Below are 15332 nucleotides of genomic sequence, written 5' to 3' on the forward strand. Positions count from 1 at the left end.
CTCACCTGGGTCACTTGGTCACTTGGCGAACGGCCCTTCCAGCGCGGCCCATTGCAGCAGCATGATGGTCTTCGCGTCGGCGATCTCACCGGTGCGGATCATCTCCAGGGCCCTGCGGAAGGGCAGTTCGAGGATCTCGATGTCCTCGCCCTCCTCGTCCAGGCCGCCGCCCTCGTGGGTGCGGGTCGAAGGCCCGTACTCGGCGGCGTAGAAGCTGACGCGCTCGGTCACGGACCCCGGGCTCATGTAGACGTCGAAGACGTGCTGGACCTCGCCGATGGTGTGCCCGGTCTCCTCCACCACCTCGCGCCGTACGGCGATCTCCGGGTGCTCGTCATCGTCGTCGAGCAGCCCGCCCGGCGTCTCGACGAGCATGCCGTCGGGGTGGCCGTTGACGTACACCGGAAAGCGGAACTGGCGGGTGAGCAGGACGGTTTCCCGGTCGGCGTCGTACAGCAGCATGGTGGCCCCGTTGCCGCGGTCGTGCGTCTCGCGCTGCTGCGTGCTCCAGGTGCCGTCGGCGTGCTGGAGGTCGAAGGTGGTGGCGCGTTCGACGTACCAGTGACTGGAGAGCAGTTTCACGTCCCGCACCTTGACGCGGGGATTGCCGGTCAGGTTCCGGCCGGCCTGGTCGAGTCCGGTGCGGCCGCGGCGGTCGGGGGTGTCGATGCCGGCGGTCATCGGGCGGTCGCCGGGTGGATGAGCGAGTTGGTCATGGGGTGCTTCTACCACCCCGGGCCGGACTGCGCCGTGCGGGCGCGGGTGACGAGTGGCCTCACATCAGGCGAAGAACAGCTGATCCCCTCAGCGGGTTGAGCCGATCCACTGCGCTCCACTCATGACGGCATCACCTCGGGGTCGGGATCCGAGCGCAACCTTCATCGTATGTCTGAAGCGCTCTCTCCGGCAGCTGCCGCTGACCGGGTCGAGGTAGGCACACAGCCGCCGCTGGAGCGGGGCGAAAGCGTGCTCCGACCGGATGGGCACCGGTGGTGCGGGCTGGGGGGCCGTGCCCAGTAGCCGTCGAACTGGGGCGGGCGGTGTGCACGGCTGCTGCATGCCGAACGCCCGATCGCCGTACGGCGTGTCCAGTACCAGCATCGCCAGGCGTAGTCCCAGTCCGAGGGGATGAGGCCGGGCAGGACTGTGACGAGCCACTCCACGACCTGCTTGAGGAACAACACCATGTTCATTGATCACCATTGGATGATCGGGCGGTGACCTGGGAGGCGAAGTGGTTCTCGACCAGGTGGTGCCGCTGCCAGTGGAGCCGGAACGGGCCGCCCGACTTGGCGTTGGCGTTGGCGTTGGCGTTGGTGAAGGCGTGCCCCACGACGTCGGTGGCGCAGTGGCTCGCCCAGCCGACGCGAGGGCCTCCACGGCCTCCGCGTCGGCGCGCTCGGAGTTCGAGTCGGCGATGAGCTCAGCCTCCCGACGTCGACGGAGCATCACCCGTGGAATGTCGTATGTACATCGGTAGTGGACCATGCCGGATCAGTAGAAAGTCGACTCCTTCACCCGGGAGTTCGGGCGGAACATCCGCTGCTTCCAGGCATTCCGAGCAAAGAGCTCCGCTTCGGCCCACCCGCTCCGGCCGATGTCGAGCGAGTCGGTGTCCGGACTGTACATATCGGGGCGTTGACGCCAGGTTTGGGGGGCAGCATGCTGCTGCAACAACAGAGCGTCAGGGGGATGGGCCATGGCAGAGCCGTTCACGTTGGCCGCGTTGGGAGCCACGGCAGCGTTGGAGGGGATCAAGTTCCTCTATGGCCAGGCCACCGAGGTACTGGACCGCTGGCGTGCCAGAAAGGATCACAGGGACGCCGTGGCCGAGGCGCCCGTCCCGGTGGACCAGGCAACGGCCGAGGTGCTCCTCTCGGGGAGGCTGGAGACTCCGACAGTCGACTTCGACATTCTGGAACGCCTCCGCGAAACCCTCAGGGAGTCTGCCGCCGCACTCGGCAACTACGCCGGCGGCCTGGACGAGCCCGACCTCCACGATGCCGAACTCTCCGCCACAGTGGACAACCTGCGTCGCGCTCTCGAAGCGGTGTACGGCCAGCGCATCACGTTCAAGGGGGAGGAACGTGCGTCCTCCGGGCCTGCGGTGATCAGCCGCATCGAGGTCGAGGACATCGCGGGCACGGTCACCGGAGTTCGCGCCCGACGCATCGCCGGCAGCAGCGTGGAGACCACGATCGCAGCCGGGAAAGTGGAAGAGCACGGCAATGTGACTGGCGTGGATGCCGACACGATCGGATGAGCTCGCCACTGTCTCCCGGCTTCGCGTCGCCCCCCGCACTACGACTGCTCCGGGCAGTGCCCTGGGCGATGCGGCGGCAGTGGCTGGAAGAGCGGATCTCGTCCGCCGTCGAAACCTTGGAAACGCAGCCCGTCGGATCCGGGGCAGTTGTCGTCGTCGGCGAACCGGGGTGCGGGAAGACGGTACTCGCCGCCCAGCTGGCGCAGGCGTGGTGCTGCCCATGCGTGATTCTGAGGACGGGCTCCACCGACAGCGCGGTTGCCGCCGATCCGAAGAACGTACTCGTCTCGCTCGGGCTGCAGTTACGGGCGCTCTTCGGACCCGAGGTCTTCGGTGGCCCGGACGTCCGGATCCGCGCCCGTGTGACGGCCGACTCCTTCGCCGCCGATGCCAAGGGGTACGGAGCGCGCATCGATACGGTGCAGCTGTCCCCGTTCAAGCGTGTCCTGATAGACGCCGAGCTCGAGGCCGGTGAGGTCGACGGGGAGGTGGCGGCCGTCCGGATCGGGCAGTTGCAGGATGCCGTGGCCACGATGTCGGAGCCCAGACTCGCACAGGAGGCTCTGGTCGACCCGTTGCGTCGTCTGGCCGAGCTTCAGCCGAACGCCCGGGTTCGGCTGGTCGTGGACGGCCTGGACGAGAATCCCTCGTTGAGCCGACTTCTGCCTCTCGGCCCGGAGGGCCCCGAGAATCTGACCTGGATCGTGACGAGTCGGCCGGGCCAACACCTGGATCGCTTCACCCCTTCCCACGGGGCGGAGGTAACACGGTTCGACCTGGACGCCGAGGACGCGCGCCGACACCGTCTCGACGACGCCGAGCGGTATGTGCACCGTCGGCTCTGCACCGAGGACGTCGCGAACGCCCTGGTGCATGCGCCTCAGATCGCCGTCCCGCCGCCGGAGTTCGCCCATCGGATCGCCCGGGCGAGCAACGGCAATTTCCTGTATCTCCACCACCTCCTCCATGGCCTGGAGGAGGCGGCACGTGATGGACGACTGCCTCCGGCACTGAGCGGGGCAGAGCTGCCGGCCAGCCTCGAAGGCATCTACCGACACCTCGTCTCCGAGCGGTTGTACGCGCACGCGGGGGCCGAATGGCGGAGTTCCTACGCCCCGGTTCTGGGCGTGCTCGCCGTCGCCAGGGCTCCGCTGCGCGTGCCCGAACTTGCCCTGGCGGCAGGGGTCGACGTGGAAACCGTCGACGACGTGCTTGGGCAGATCGAGCAGTTCACCGAGCGAGTTCCGGTCCCCGGCGACCTGGCATTCACTCTCTATCACCGCTCGTTCGGGGAGTTCCTCCTCAACCAGGACCGGTCCCGCAACCCCCGGCCCCTGCGGCCGGCCGCCATGTACCACGCACGTCTGGCGTCGTCCTTCGACGAGTTCCCCGACAACGGCTACGTTCTTCGGCACATGGCCGAGCATCTGGCCGAGGCGGGGCAGGTCGATCGTCTGGTCTCGGCGGCCACGGGCCCGTTTCTGAGGCGCCAATGGGAGATCCTCGGTGCTCCGGCGGCCTTGGGTACGCTCCGGCTCGCCCTTCGGGCGGCGGCCGACGCGGGCCGCGACGACCTGCTCGTCGCGCTCCTGGATCGTGGTAGGCACCTTGAGAACCAGCTGCGTCAGGACTGGGAATCCGGCACGTACGTCCTCAACCTGCTCGACGGACGAGCCGCGGTGGAGCAGCGTGGCAGAACGGGAGGTTTGGCACTGCCGTTCTCCCAGTTCCTGGCGATCGAAAGGCTGTTGGACCTTGAGGCGCCCGAGGCCGCGGGCACGCTGCTCCAGGACGTACTGCGGCGCCCCTGGCCCCGACGCAGAACAGAATCGGTCCGGGGGATCGGGCTCGCGGAGGGCAGCCCGTGGGACCTCACCGACGAACCTCTTGCTCACTTTCTCGCCCGCGTCGCCGAACTCGACGCCGAGACAGCCTTGGCGCTGACCACTCGCCTCTATCCCGAGTCCCCTGACCTCCCCAACACCGCCACCGCGTGGCGTGACACCTTGAGGGCTCTCATGGCCCGGAGCCCGACGGATCGGCAGTGCCGGGCAGTCACCGATGCGACCATGGCATGGCTGTCCCGGCCACGCCATGCCCAGGGGGTCGCGAGCCTGTTGGACACCCTCTGGGCAGTCATCGCCGGGGCCGCGCGGAGCGCGGAGGAAAAGTGGGTTGCCTCGACGGTGGCTACGGCGTCGGTAGCGCGGCTCCGCGCGCCGAGCCGGCTCGAGGGTTTCGCGTACGACAACGTCACGGCCGCGCTGGGTGGCATGTACACGGTCATGGAATCACTCGACCACCATATGGCGGACACCATGCGGGAAGCGGTGTCGTCCACTCTGCGTGAAGTCCCCATGCCCGAGCGCCCCGACGCGGCCGCCTACAGTGCACGAGCGGAGTCCTATGGCCGGCTGGCGTGGCTCGCCCACCGGTCGGGGCTCGGGGAGTTCGATGACATGGCCGCCGTCGCTCTGGACGTGTGCGCGCTCGACGCCTCCCTCCCCGACCGCACCGCCTCAGCCATCGCGGCGGGGCTCACATGGCTGGAAGAGACGACCCCCGAAGTGCGAAGCCGTGCCTTGGAGACTGCGCGGCGGCACGGCCTCGACGGGGCCCTCGCTCGCAGCCGTGAGGCGGCGGCACAGCCGGAGCGATCTGTGGACGTCGAGGCCTCACTGAGCGGGATCTCAGACGCGGCGGATGTCCACGCCGCGGGGAGGAGCGCACTGGCCGTGTGGCGCCAAGGGACGGCGTCGAGGGCAGAGATCGCCGAGGCACTCCGCGGCAGGCGACGACGGCCGTCACGTACGCAGGCACAGGCCGGACCGCATGCGGCCGACCTCCTCCGCGAAGCCTTCGTACGGCTGCTCCTTTCCGTCTCGGCACCATGGGCGCCGGAGCTGGCCGAGGAGCTCATGGCTCAACGGCAGGCAGACCGGCAAGTCGCCGTGCCCCCGGACCGGGACCGGATCCGGAGCATGCGCTGGTCGGCCTTGGCATCACACGGATCTGTCGCGCTGCTCCGCTCGGAGGCCCTCGCCCGGTGGGAGGAAGCCGGGCCGGACGAGGTGAACGCGAGGCTCGACTGCTGCCTGGCCGCCTGCTGCTTCGATCCGGACATCGCCGACAGGTGGTGGCAGGATCTCGCGGAAGCCCTCGACGATCTGGACCGCGGATCGGGCATTGTTCTCCTGGTCCACCGCCTGGCCACCGCCCACCCGGACCGCGTCGGTGATCTCGGCCGCAGGTGGAGCAGCCGACTGCCCAGGTTCGCATCCCATGAGTCCGTGGCTTCCTTCGAGCCGGACCTCTGTCACCTGTGGCACGGCGTACATCCACTGCTCCAGCCGCACATCGCGCGAACACTGCGACGCTTCTCCCAGGTCCTGGAGAACGAGTTCGAGCGTGTGTCCGCAGACAGAAGCGAGAACGGCTGGCGATTCGTCGGTGACCTTCTCGGCGTCGCCGGGGTCGCTGGAACGGCTCGTGCCGCGGCGACAAGGATGAGCCACGACATAGTGGGGCTGTGGCGACAGCGGTCGGACGACACCACCGCGACTCGGCACGCGGTCGGCATCCTCCGCGGTGTCGTCGGAAGGACACAGGCGGCCATGCACGCCGGACCGGCCGCCGACGCGGTCGCGACCCTTCTCGGCACGGTCGATCTACGGACGTTGAATCACGAAGACAGGGTCACCGTGGTCCGGACGGCCGGCGGACTGAAGTCCGCCGCCCCGGCGCTCTCGCGTCGCCTCTTCGAAGCGACACTGGCCGACGTGGGCGCGAGGGAGCGCAGGCGGCCCGGGCTGGAGGGCATGCTCGAGGGCCTCGTCGATGTGATCGCCCAGCCGCGGATGGCGCGCCCGGGCAGTGAGTTCGGATCGCTTGCGGAGAAGAGAGGATTCCAACTGGTCGAGAGCCTCGCTTCGTGGAGCACGGGCGCCCCGGTGGACCGCTCCGATCTGCTCGCCGTCCACAGAGGTGTCATGGGCGTCGAGAACGTCGACCGGCGCGCAGTGCTGTTCGGCGCGCTCGCCGCGGGCTGGCTTCGGCTGCGTGACTGGGAACGGGCAAGAGCCGCGGCGGCTGTGGCAGCGCCCGGCGCTCTCAGTGCCGCCGGCTATTACAGCGGGTTGGCCGAGCTCGCGCTGGGATCGGCCGAGGAACCGGCGCGCTCGGCTCGGGAGCTGGTCCTCGATGGCCTCCTGAGGCACGAGGAAATGACCGAGGACGCAGCCACCAGCATCTTTGTCGCCTGGTTCGGGCTCCGCTGCCGTGCGTCAGCCCCAGGGCGCGACGAGGCCGCGCGCATCGATCCCGATGCATTGCGCGGAATCGTACGTACGATGCTGCTACCGCCGGTCTGACAGTGCGGCCACATTCCTCCAGGAACGCGGGAAGCCGCCCTCCCATGTATGAGAGAACGGCCTCCGACCTGCAAGAAGCTGGTCGGGACGACAGGATTTGAACCTGCGACCCCTTGACCCCCAGTCAAGTGCGCTACCAAGCTGCGCCACGTCCCGATGCGCGTCGTGCGGTGAACCACGTGATCGCGCGAAGAGCACTTTACCGCACGTAGCGGGCCGCTTCGAAGAGGGCCCGGGTGAGGCGGGACAATCGACGTATGGGCATCCCATCCTCATCCTCACGACGGCCTGCCGGTGCGCGGGACCGGGACGACGAAGGGCGGGCACGCAACGCCCGGCCGCGGGACGGACTCGGGCGGCCGCTGCCGTACGGCTCAGAGGGTGTGGAGCGCCAGCCCGAGGGGGTCGTACGTACCCCCGAGCAGAGCGTCACGGAGGCGCAGGAGCTGCTCGACGCGGGGAGACCCTTCCACGCGCACGAGGTCTTCGAGGACGCCTGGAAGTCGGGGCCGGAGGAAGAGCGGACCCTGTGGCGGGGCCTCGCCCAGCTCGCGGTGGGGCTCACCCACGCGGCCCGGGGCAACGTGACGGGTGGGGCGCGGCTGCTGCGGCGCGGGGCCGGGGCGGTCGAGGAGTGGGCGTCGGCGTCGGGGCGTGCGCGGCCGTACGGAATGGATCTGTCCGGGCTCGCCGGGTGGGCCCGGGCGCTGGCGGAGGATGTGGAGCGGGGCGACGAGGTCGTGGACGCGGGGGCACGGGCGCCTCGGCTGCGGGCGTGATGCCGGACGCGGCCCGCGCCCGATAGCGGGATGCGGCTGTCTCCGACAGGCCGGATACGGCCCGGACGGGACCCGTGTCCGACAGCGGGCGCGGGCGTCTCCGACAGGCCGGAAGCGGCGGGGACGTCCCGGTGGGGGCCCATTCTGGCGTGGGGCGACATTCCGGCGGTGGGGACATCCCGGCGCCACAGCGTCAGCCGTGCCACGGCGCACGCCGCCGCACGCCCTGCCCGACAACCGTCCACGGAGCCCCCAAAGAAGACAGGTTCGCCGAGGCCGTGCGCCACTGGACATCGCCGATGCGGCCCGCCCCGACAAGGCGGCCGTGCGCGCCCGGACGTGCCCGACCTGGGACGCGGTCGCCGCACTGTCGGTGCCGTACGGCAGACTCGAGCCGTGCGAAAGATTCATGTCATCGGTATCGGCGCGGGCGACCCCGAGCAGCTGACGCTGCAGGCCGTCAGGGCGCTGCGGAGTACGGACGTGTTCTTCATCCTCGACAAGGGCGAGGTGAAGTCGGACCTCACGCAGCTGCGCCGGGACATGCTGGACGCGCACATACCGGAGGGGACCTACCGGGTCGTGGAGGCCCGGGACCCGGAGCGCGACCGGTCCGCCGGCGGTGCCGCCTACTCCCCCGCCGTCGGGGACTGGCGCAGTGCCCGCGCCGGGATCTACGAGCGGCTGATCGCCGAGGAGCTGGGCGAGGAGGAGACGGGCGCGTTCCTGGTGTGGGGTGATCCCGCGCTGTACGACAGCACGCTGGGGATCCTGGAGGAAGTCCTGGACAAGGGCGCGGTGGCCTTCGAGTACGACGTCGTGCCCGGCATCAGCAGCGTATCCGCGCTGGTCGCCCGGCACCGGACGGGACTGAACCGGGTGGCCCGGCCCGTTCAGATCACCACCGGCCGACGGCTGGCCGAGGGCTTCCCGGAGGGCGTGGACGACGTGGTCGTGATGCTCGACGCCCACCAGGCCTTCCGGCAGTACGCGGACCAGGACATCGACATCTACTGGGGCGCGTACCTGGGTACCCCCGACGAGATCCTCGCCTCCGGCCCCATCGGCGAGGCCGCACCGCGCATCGAGCGGCTGCGCGCCGAGGCGCGGGAGCGCAAGGGCTGGATCATGGACACGTATCTGCTGCGCCGGAATCCTGAGGAGCGGTAGCGATAGCGGTAGCGATAGCGGTAGCGATAGCGGTAGCGATAGCGGTAGCGATAGCGGTAGCGATAGCGGTAGGGAGATCGGCAGGCCGGCAGTCCCGGTGACCCCCGGGCGGCCGGGTCGGCCCGTCGGCGGTGAGCGGGCCTCGCTGAAAACTGGGTGCGCCGTGCGGTGGTACGCCGTGATACTCGCCGCATGTCCACCGCGCCGGTGCGTTTCCGCGATCCCCTCAGCGCACTGTACGAGTTCACCGACTCGATCCTCGTGCGCTGCCCGCGCTGCGACGAAATGGCTCGCTACGAGAGGCGGCCCGCCGTCGCCCCGGACGCACGGGGCGCCTCGCATCCGCAGCGGCGTCTGGTCTGCCGGTCCTGCGGGCTGGCTCGGACCTCATCGGGTGCCGAGGGACGTTGTGTCCGCCCGGTTCTGTATTTGCGGACCGAGACCAGGCACGGAGTGGTGTGGGCCTACAACCTCGAACACCTGGACCTGCTCAGGCGGTTCGTGGCCGCATCGCTGCGGGAACGGCCGCCCTGGTACGAGCATGGCCGGAAGATGACCTACGTCGCCCGTCTGCCCTCCTGGATCAAGTCTGCCAAGAACCGCGACGAGGTGCTGCACGCCATCGACCGCATCCGCGCCTCGGTCGTCAGGGGGCGCTGAGTCGTCAGGGGTCGACGAGGCCGAGCCGCGCCAGCACCCCCGCCACGTCCGGCACCGCGTCCACGCCTTGCGGAAGCGGGGGGCGTCGTACGACCACGACCGGGAGGGCGAGGCGGCGGGCGGCCGTGAGTTTGGCCGAGGTCGCCTCTCCGCCGCTGTCCTTGGTCACCAGGACATCGATGCGGTGCTGGTGCAGGAGTGCCGTCTCGTCGGCCACCGTGAACGGGCCGCGGGCCAGGAGAACTTCGGTGTTCGGGGGCATCGGTGGCTCGGGAGGTTCGACGGAGCGTGCGACGAAGTGCAGGTCCGTCAGGTGGGCGAAGGCCGTGAGGCCCAGGCGGCCGGTGGTCAGGAACACGCGGTGACCGAGGGTCGGCAGTAGCGTCGCGGCCTCGTCGAGCGAGGCGACCTCGTGCCAGCGGTCCTCGGGGCCCGGTCGCCATCCCGGGCGGCGCAGGACCACCGCCGGCACCCCGGTCGCCCGCGCGGCGCGGACCGCGTTCGCCGTGATCGACTCCGCGAAGGGGTGGGTGGCGTCGACGACGGTGTCGACGAGCTCGGCGCGCAACCAGTCCGCCAGGCCCTCCGCTCCGCCGAAGCCGCCGATCCGCAGGTCCCCCTCGACCGCGCCCGGCCGTGACACCCGGCCCGCGAGGGAGGTCGTCACGCGGACGCCGGGGTGTGCTGTGAGCGCGGCGGCGAGTTCGCGGGCCTCGGTGGTGCCGCCGAGGATCAGGATGTGGCGGGGGGACATGGGGCGAGCGTACGAGGTGCGTCGCGGGGAGCGGGCGGTGGGCCTGCGGGGAGCACCCGGGTCGGTGCGCTGATGACGGCCGCCGACACCTGAGGGTCCTCGCCGGAACCGCGACCGCCGCTCGAAGGCCCGAACGGCGGCGCCCGAGTTGCGGGTGCCGGTGCCCGAAGCGAGCCTGACGTTGCCCGGAACGCGCGTCCTGTTGCCGCCCCGGCCCGGCCCTGCGACCACTATGAACACAACGAATCAGACTGTGGCTCCCCGCCCCGTCCCTCCCTAGCATCGCGGCGCACGGCTCAACGACGCGCCGACGACAACGAGGAGCAGCGTCTTGGACTGGACGAGAACGCACGCACTGATCCGCAGGTCCGTTCCGCTCGCCCCACAGCGGCGTACGGCGCTGGCCGCGACGCTGGCCGGAGTTCTCGCCGTCGGCATCCTCGTCGGCGCCTCGAACGCCAAGGGGGTAAGCGAGGGACCGGCGCGCACCGAGTGCCCCGCCGATCTGGCGGGTGAGGCCGACTGCTACACCGGCCGCGACTCCAACGGCGCCTACTACGCGATGGCCGTACCCGACGACTGGAACGGCTCCCTCGTCGTGCACGCCCACGGCGGCCCCGACCTCGGCGCGGACTCCGACCCCGCCCGCAGCCTCGACGATCTCGGCCGCTGGACGGTCATGGTGAAGGAGGGCTACGCCTGGGCGGGTTCGTCGTATCGCCGGGGCGGCTACGGGACGCGGATGGCCGCCGCCGACACCGAGAGCGTGCGCCGGCTGTTCGTCGAGGAGTTCGGCACGCCGCGGCGGACGTATGTACACGGCCAGTCGTGGGGCGGGAACGTCGCCGCCAAGGTCGTGGAGACCTACGGCAGGCAGCAGGGGACGTACGACGGGGCGCTGCTCACCAACGGCGTCCTCGCCGGGGGCTCGCGCGGCTACGACTACCGCGTCGACCTGCGCGTCGTCTACCAGTACTACTGCCGCAACCACCCCCGTCCGAGCGAGCCGCAGTACCCGCTGTGGCAGGGGCTGCGCGCCGACTCGGCCATGACGACCGACGGGCTGCGCGCCCGGCTGCAGGAGTGCACCGGGTACGCGTCGGAGCCCGAGGAGCGGACCGCGCGGCAGCAGCGCAATCTCGACGACATCCTGGCGGTGACGAAGGTCCCCGAGCGCACGCTGGAGTCGCATCTGCGGTGGGCGACGTTCACCTTCCGGGACATCGTGCACCACCGTCTCGGTGGCCGGAATCCGTTCGGCAACCAGGGCGTCCGGTACTCCGGGTCGCATGACGACGAGGCGCTCAACGCCGGCGTCGAGCGGTTCGCCCCCGACCCGACGGCCGTACGCGATCTGTCCTACGACAGCGATCTCACGGGCGAGGTCCCGGTTCCGGTGCTCACCCTGCGCGCGATCGACGACCCGACGGCGTTCGTGGAGCACGAGGCGGCGTACCGGGACACGCTGCGCGGGGCCGGCCAGGAGGAGAGCCTGGTGCAGACGTTCACCCGGGAGCGCGAGCACAGTGCGATGAGCGACGCCGAGTACGCCGCCTCCATGGCGGCGCTGGACTCGTGGGCGCGCACGGGTGCACGGCCCACGGTCCGGTCGATCGCGGCCTCGTGCGCGGCGTTCGACCGGACGTACGACACCGGTTGCTTCTACGACACCCAGTACCGCCCGCCGTCGTACGCCTCGCGGGTGGAGGCGCGGCCGGGCGGGCTGCGGTGGCCGGCCCTGACGGCCGCTCAGGAGCAGGCGTGGAGCAGGATCGAGGGTGTCGGGATCGCTCCCTGAGCGGCGCCGGGCCGATCGGTGACTATCGTCCCTCGCATGGGATCCGTACGTGCCGTCCTGATTGACATCGACGGGGTCCTCACCGTCTCGTGGCAGCCGCTGCCCGGGGCGGTCGAGGCGTTGCGGGAGATCCGCGCGGCCGGTCTCGGGGTCGCGCTGGTCACGAACACGACGTCGCGGACGCGGGCGTCGATCGCCGGGGTGCTGGCGGAGGCGGGGTTCCCGGTGTCCGCCGAGGACATCCTGACCGCGCCCGCCGTCACCGCCGCGTATCTCGCCGAGCACTGTCCGGGGGCGCGGTGTGCGCTGCTGAACAGCGGGGACATCGCCGAGGATCTGGCGGGCGTCACCGTCGTGCCGGAGGACGAGGCGGGCGACGCCGCTGCGGACGTCGTGGTCCTCGGGGGTGCCGGGCCCGAGTTCGGCTACGCGGCGCTGAACCGGGCCTTCGGGCATGTGCAGCGCGGGGCGCGGCTGGTCGCCATGCACCGGAACCTGTACTGGCGTACGGATGAGGGGCTGCAGCTCGACACCGGGGCCTTCCTGGTCGGTCTGGAGAAGGCCGCGCGGGTCGAGGCGGAGATCACGGGGAAGCCGTCGGCCGCGTTCTTCGAGGCGGCACTGGCGCATGTGGGGGCGGATGCGGGGGAGGCGGTGATGGTCGGTGACGACATCGAGTCCGATGTGCTGGCGGCGCAGCGGGCCGGGGTGACGGGGGTCCTGGTCAAGACCGGGAAGTATCTGCCGGAGACGCATGAGGCGGCGAGCGGTACGCCCGATCATGTGATCGACTCGTTCGCGGATCTGCCCGCGCTGGTGCGGAAGCTGCGGAGGCCGCCTCAGCGGTAGTCCCCCACCGCCGAATTACCTTTTTGGTCACTTTTAGTTCGTTTGTTCTTGACCCGAGGGATGCCCGCTGGCCAGAATGGCCGTACATTTACAACGTAAACGTACTGGGGAGAGTGCAGCGTACGTATACGTGCACTGGGAGCTTCTTCCCAGGTCAGGAGGCCGTGCTGATGACCGGCACCGACACCCGCCCACTCGCCACCTCTCCGTGCACGGATCTGAACGGACCGCCGGGAACCACTACGCCGCAGCTCACCGTCGTCGTGCCGACGCGGAACGAGCAAGAGGTGATCCCTCTGCTGCTGCAATCCCTGGGGGACGCCTTCCTGCGGCTGCCCGTCGAGGTCCTCTTCGTCGATGACAGCGACGACGACACCCCCGCCACCGCCGCCGCTCACGCCGCACTGTGTCCCAAACGCGTTCGCATGCTGCACCGCGCGCCCGGAGAGCGGTCGGCGGGGCTGGGGGGCGCGGTAATCGCGGGGGCACGGCAGGCACGCGGCGCGTGGGTGCTGGTGATGGACGCCGACCTGCAGCACCCACCGGAAGCGGCGGCGGCAATCGCCCGGACCGCCCTGGGACACGACGCCGAGATCGTGATCGGGACCCGCCACGCCGGATCGGGCTCGAGCGGAGGCCTGAGCGGCGCCGGGCGGTCTGTGGCATCCTCCGGCAGCGCTCTTCTCGCCAAGGTCATGTTCCCGCGCTGCATGGCCACGGTCTCCGACCCGATGAGCGGGCTGTTCGCCTTCCGCAAGGACGCCGTCGACCTGGACCGGCTCAATCCGCTGGGGTTCAAGATCCTTCTTGAGATCCTCGTCCGCAACCCGTCGGCGCGAGTCGCGGAGGTGGCCTATACCTTCGCGCCGCGCGCCGCGGGCCGGTCCAAGGCATCGCTCCGCGAGGGGATCACCTACCTGCGCCATCTCGCACGGCTGCGCCTGGGACACCCCCGACGGAGCGGCGGGCGCGCCGGTGAACTCGGCCGATTCGTCGGGTTCGGGCTCGTCGGAGCGAGCGGTATCGGAGTGAACACGGCCGCCCTGTGGTTCTTCTACAGCCTCCTGAACACCCCGGCCCTGCTGGGCGCGACCCTGGCGACCCAGGTGTCCACGGCCTGGAACTTCGCCCTCATCGAAGCCCTGGTCTACCGGGGCACCGGCCACGGCACCCGTGTCGGCCGTGGCGTGCGCTTCTTCGCGCTGAACAACCTGCTGCTGCTCGGCCGCCTGCCGGTCCTGGCCTGGCTGGTGAGCATCGGACTTGGAGTCCTCACTGCCAACGTCATCACGCTCGCGCTGCTGTTCCTGCTGCGCTTCCTGTTCAGCGACCGGCTGATCTACAGGGCCGACGACCGTCCCACAGGGAAGCGTGATCCGGTGCACACGCTGGTCGATCCCGCGGCTTCGGCCACTACTCCGTCCACGGCGCACGGCGGTCATAAGCGGACGCGTTACCTGTCACACCGCTACGACATCGCCGGCCGGGTCACCATCGGATCCCAAGTACCCCTGCCCGAGCTGGAGTTCTTCCGCGCCCAGTGGCTGTCACCGGCCGACTGCGACATCGTCGTCCGGGTCAGCGGCATCGGGCGTCGCACGCCGCACCACCGGGGCGGCCTGACCGAACTCGCCCGCGAGGTCGACGGCTGCCCTGCAAGCCTGCGGTACGAGGAGCAACTGGGGCGTGTGGGTGCCAACTTCCGGGTCGATCTGGGCCAGCCGATCTCCGTGGAGGTCAGCCCTCTGCTGGGGCACTCACCGCACGTCGTCTACACGAATGTGATCGAGGCGCTGCTGCGCTTCGTCCTCGTGCCGCGCGGCTGGATGCTGTTGCACTCCGCGTGCCTCGATCTGGACGGAACCGGCGTGATGCTCTCCGCCCTGACCGACACCGGCAAGACCGCCACCGTCCTCAGGCTGCTGCGCGAGCACGGCGGGCGCTTCCTCTCCGACGACATGACCCTGGTCGACGCCGGCGGACACGCGCTGTGCTTCCCCAAGCCGCTCACCATCAGCGCCCACACCCTGCGCGCGGTCCACGCCGATGACCTGAGTGGACCGGAGTGGCTGAAGCTGATGCTGCAAAGCCGGCTGCATTCCAAGGAAGGCCGCTCCTTCGCCCTCACCCTCGCCCGTCTCAACCTGCCCATCATGGCCATCAACGCCGTCACCCAGATCCTCGTGCCACCGCCCAAGTACGCCGTCGACCGGCTCGTGCCCTGCGACCTCGGAACCGCCACCGCCGTACGGGACTTGTTCATCATCGAGCGGGGCGCCCCCCGGCTTGCCGACGTGCCCCACGACGAGGCGGTCCGGCGACTGATGGGCAACACCGAGGACGCGTACGGCTTCCCGCCCTTCCGCTACTTCGCGCCGGCCCTCTCTATCGACGGCCTCGACCACGCCCAACTGCGCGTCCGCGAACGGGAGATCCTCTCGGGGTTCCTGTCCGGAGTCCGGGTCAGAGCACTGGCCTCCGACTGTTTCAGCTGGGCTGACGAGATCCCCCGCCTGCTGGCCCGGGAAGGGGTGCACACGACCGCCGCCAGCCGCGTCGACGGTGTGGAGTGGCCACACTGGGACTGGCGGTTCGACACTCCGCTCGCCGTGCCCGGGGCCCTTCGCTCGATGCACGCCGGAGGACCGTCATGATGCGGCAGGTCCGCGCGCTGCGCACCACCCCCGCC

At 70.2% G+C, this 15332-nt stretch carries 11 protein-coding genes and 1 tRNA gene; 8 read left to right on the forward strand and 4 right to left on the reverse strand.

Annotation, left to right across the window (positions count from 1 at the left end; translation table 11 throughout):
- Nucleotides 1-18 precede the first annotated feature (18 nt).
- Together ACIBU0_RS03540 and ACIBU0_RS03545 are read right to left on the reverse strand one after the other, a co-directional pair.
- The gene (locus tag ACIBU0_RS03540) at nucleotides 19-681 is read right to left on the reverse strand and encodes an NUDIX domain-containing protein (RefSeq protein ID WP_398810993.1); all 663 of its coding nucleotides are present in this window, start codon (nucleotides 679-681) and stop codon (nucleotides 19-21) included.
- Nucleotides 682-1189: 508 nt separating this feature from the next.
- Nucleotides 1190-1333, reverse strand: coding sequence for a hypothetical protein (locus ACIBU0_RS03545; protein ID WP_398810995.1), 144 nt, complete (start codon nucleotides 1331-1333; stop codon nucleotides 1190-1192).
- A gap of 366 nt (nucleotides 1334-1699) precedes the next feature.
- Between ACIBU0_RS03545 and ACIBU0_RS03550 the strand changes: the two genes are divergently transcribed.
- On the forward strand, nucleotides 1700-2263 hold the full coding sequence (locus ACIBU0_RS03550) for a hypothetical protein (RefSeq protein WP_398810998.1): 564 nt from the start codon (nucleotides 1700-1702) through the stop codon (nucleotides 2261-2263).
- A gap of 623 nt (nucleotides 2264-2886) precedes the next feature.
- Nucleotides 2887-6633 (forward strand): hypothetical protein, encoded by a 3747-nt coding sequence (locus tag ACIBU0_RS03555; protein ID WP_398811001.1) that lies wholly within the window; start codon nucleotides 2887-2889, stop codon nucleotides 6631-6633.
- 79 nt (nucleotides 6634-6712) lie between these two features.
- On the opposite strand, the gene ACIBU0_RS03560 is transcribed toward ACIBU0_RS03555, so the two are convergent.
- Nucleotides 6713-6789: transfer RNA gene (locus ACIBU0_RS03560), tRNA-Pro, on the reverse strand.
- Nucleotides 6790-6890: 101 nt separating this feature from the next.
- Between ACIBU0_RS03560 and ACIBU0_RS03565 the strand changes: the two genes are divergently transcribed.
- The 3 genes from ACIBU0_RS03565 (at nucleotide 6891) to ACIBU0_RS03575 (ending at nucleotide 9242) form a co-directional block, all read left to right on the forward strand.
- On the forward strand, nucleotides 6891-7412 hold the full coding sequence (locus tag ACIBU0_RS03565; protein WP_398811003.1) for a DUF309 domain-containing protein: 522 nt from the start codon (nucleotides 6891-6893) through the stop codon (nucleotides 7410-7412).
- A 396-nt stretch (nucleotides 7413-7808) separates the two neighbouring features.
- A complete protein-coding gene (gene cobF, locus ACIBU0_RS03570; RefSeq protein WP_398811006.1) occupies nucleotides 7809-8582 on the forward strand; it encodes a precorrin-6A synthase (deacetylating) in 774 nt (257 codons plus the stop codon).
- Between the two features lie 192 nt (nucleotides 8583-8774).
- Nucleotides 8775-9242 carry a hypothetical protein gene (locus ACIBU0_RS03575; protein WP_398811009.1) on the forward strand — a complete coding sequence of 156 codons (468 nt, stop codon included), beginning with the start codon at nucleotides 8775-8777 and terminating at the stop codon, nucleotides 9240-9242.
- Nucleotides 9243-9246: 4 nt separating this feature from the next.
- On the opposite strand, the gene ACIBU0_RS03580 is transcribed toward ACIBU0_RS03575, so the two are convergent.
- A complete protein-coding gene (locus tag ACIBU0_RS03580) occupies nucleotides 9247-9996 on the reverse strand; it encodes a cobalt-precorrin-6A reductase (protein ID WP_398811010.1) in 750 nt (249 codons plus the stop codon).
- A 331-nt stretch (nucleotides 9997-10327) separates the two neighbouring features.
- Here ACIBU0_RS03580 and ACIBU0_RS03585 point away from each other — a divergent pair, with 331 nt between their 5' ends.
- The 3 genes from ACIBU0_RS03585 (at nucleotide 10328) to ACIBU0_RS03595 (ending at nucleotide 15297) form a co-directional block, all read left to right on the forward strand.
- Nucleotides 10328-11794, forward strand: coding sequence for a hypothetical protein (locus ACIBU0_RS03585; RefSeq protein WP_398811013.1), 1467 nt, complete (start codon nucleotides 10328-10330; stop codon nucleotides 11792-11794).
- A gap of 36 nt (nucleotides 11795-11830) precedes the next feature.
- Nucleotides 11831-12643: an HAD-IIA family hydrolase gene (locus tag ACIBU0_RS03590; protein WP_398811016.1), complete on the forward strand. Its 813-nt coding sequence runs from the start codon at nucleotides 11831-11833 to the stop codon at nucleotides 12641-12643.
- A gap of 170 nt (nucleotides 12644-12813) precedes the next feature.
- Complete coding sequence (locus tag ACIBU0_RS03595; protein ID WP_398811019.1) at nucleotides 12814-15297, forward strand: glycosyltransferase; 2484 nt, start codon at nucleotides 12814-12816, stop codon at nucleotides 15295-15297.
- The last annotated feature ends 35 nt before the right edge of the window (nucleotides 15298-15332 follow it).

It is taken from the genome of Streptomyces sp. NPDC049627 (assembly GCF_044465645.1).
Lineage (GTDB): Bacteria > Actinomycetota > Actinomycetes > Streptomycetales > Streptomycetaceae > Streptomyces.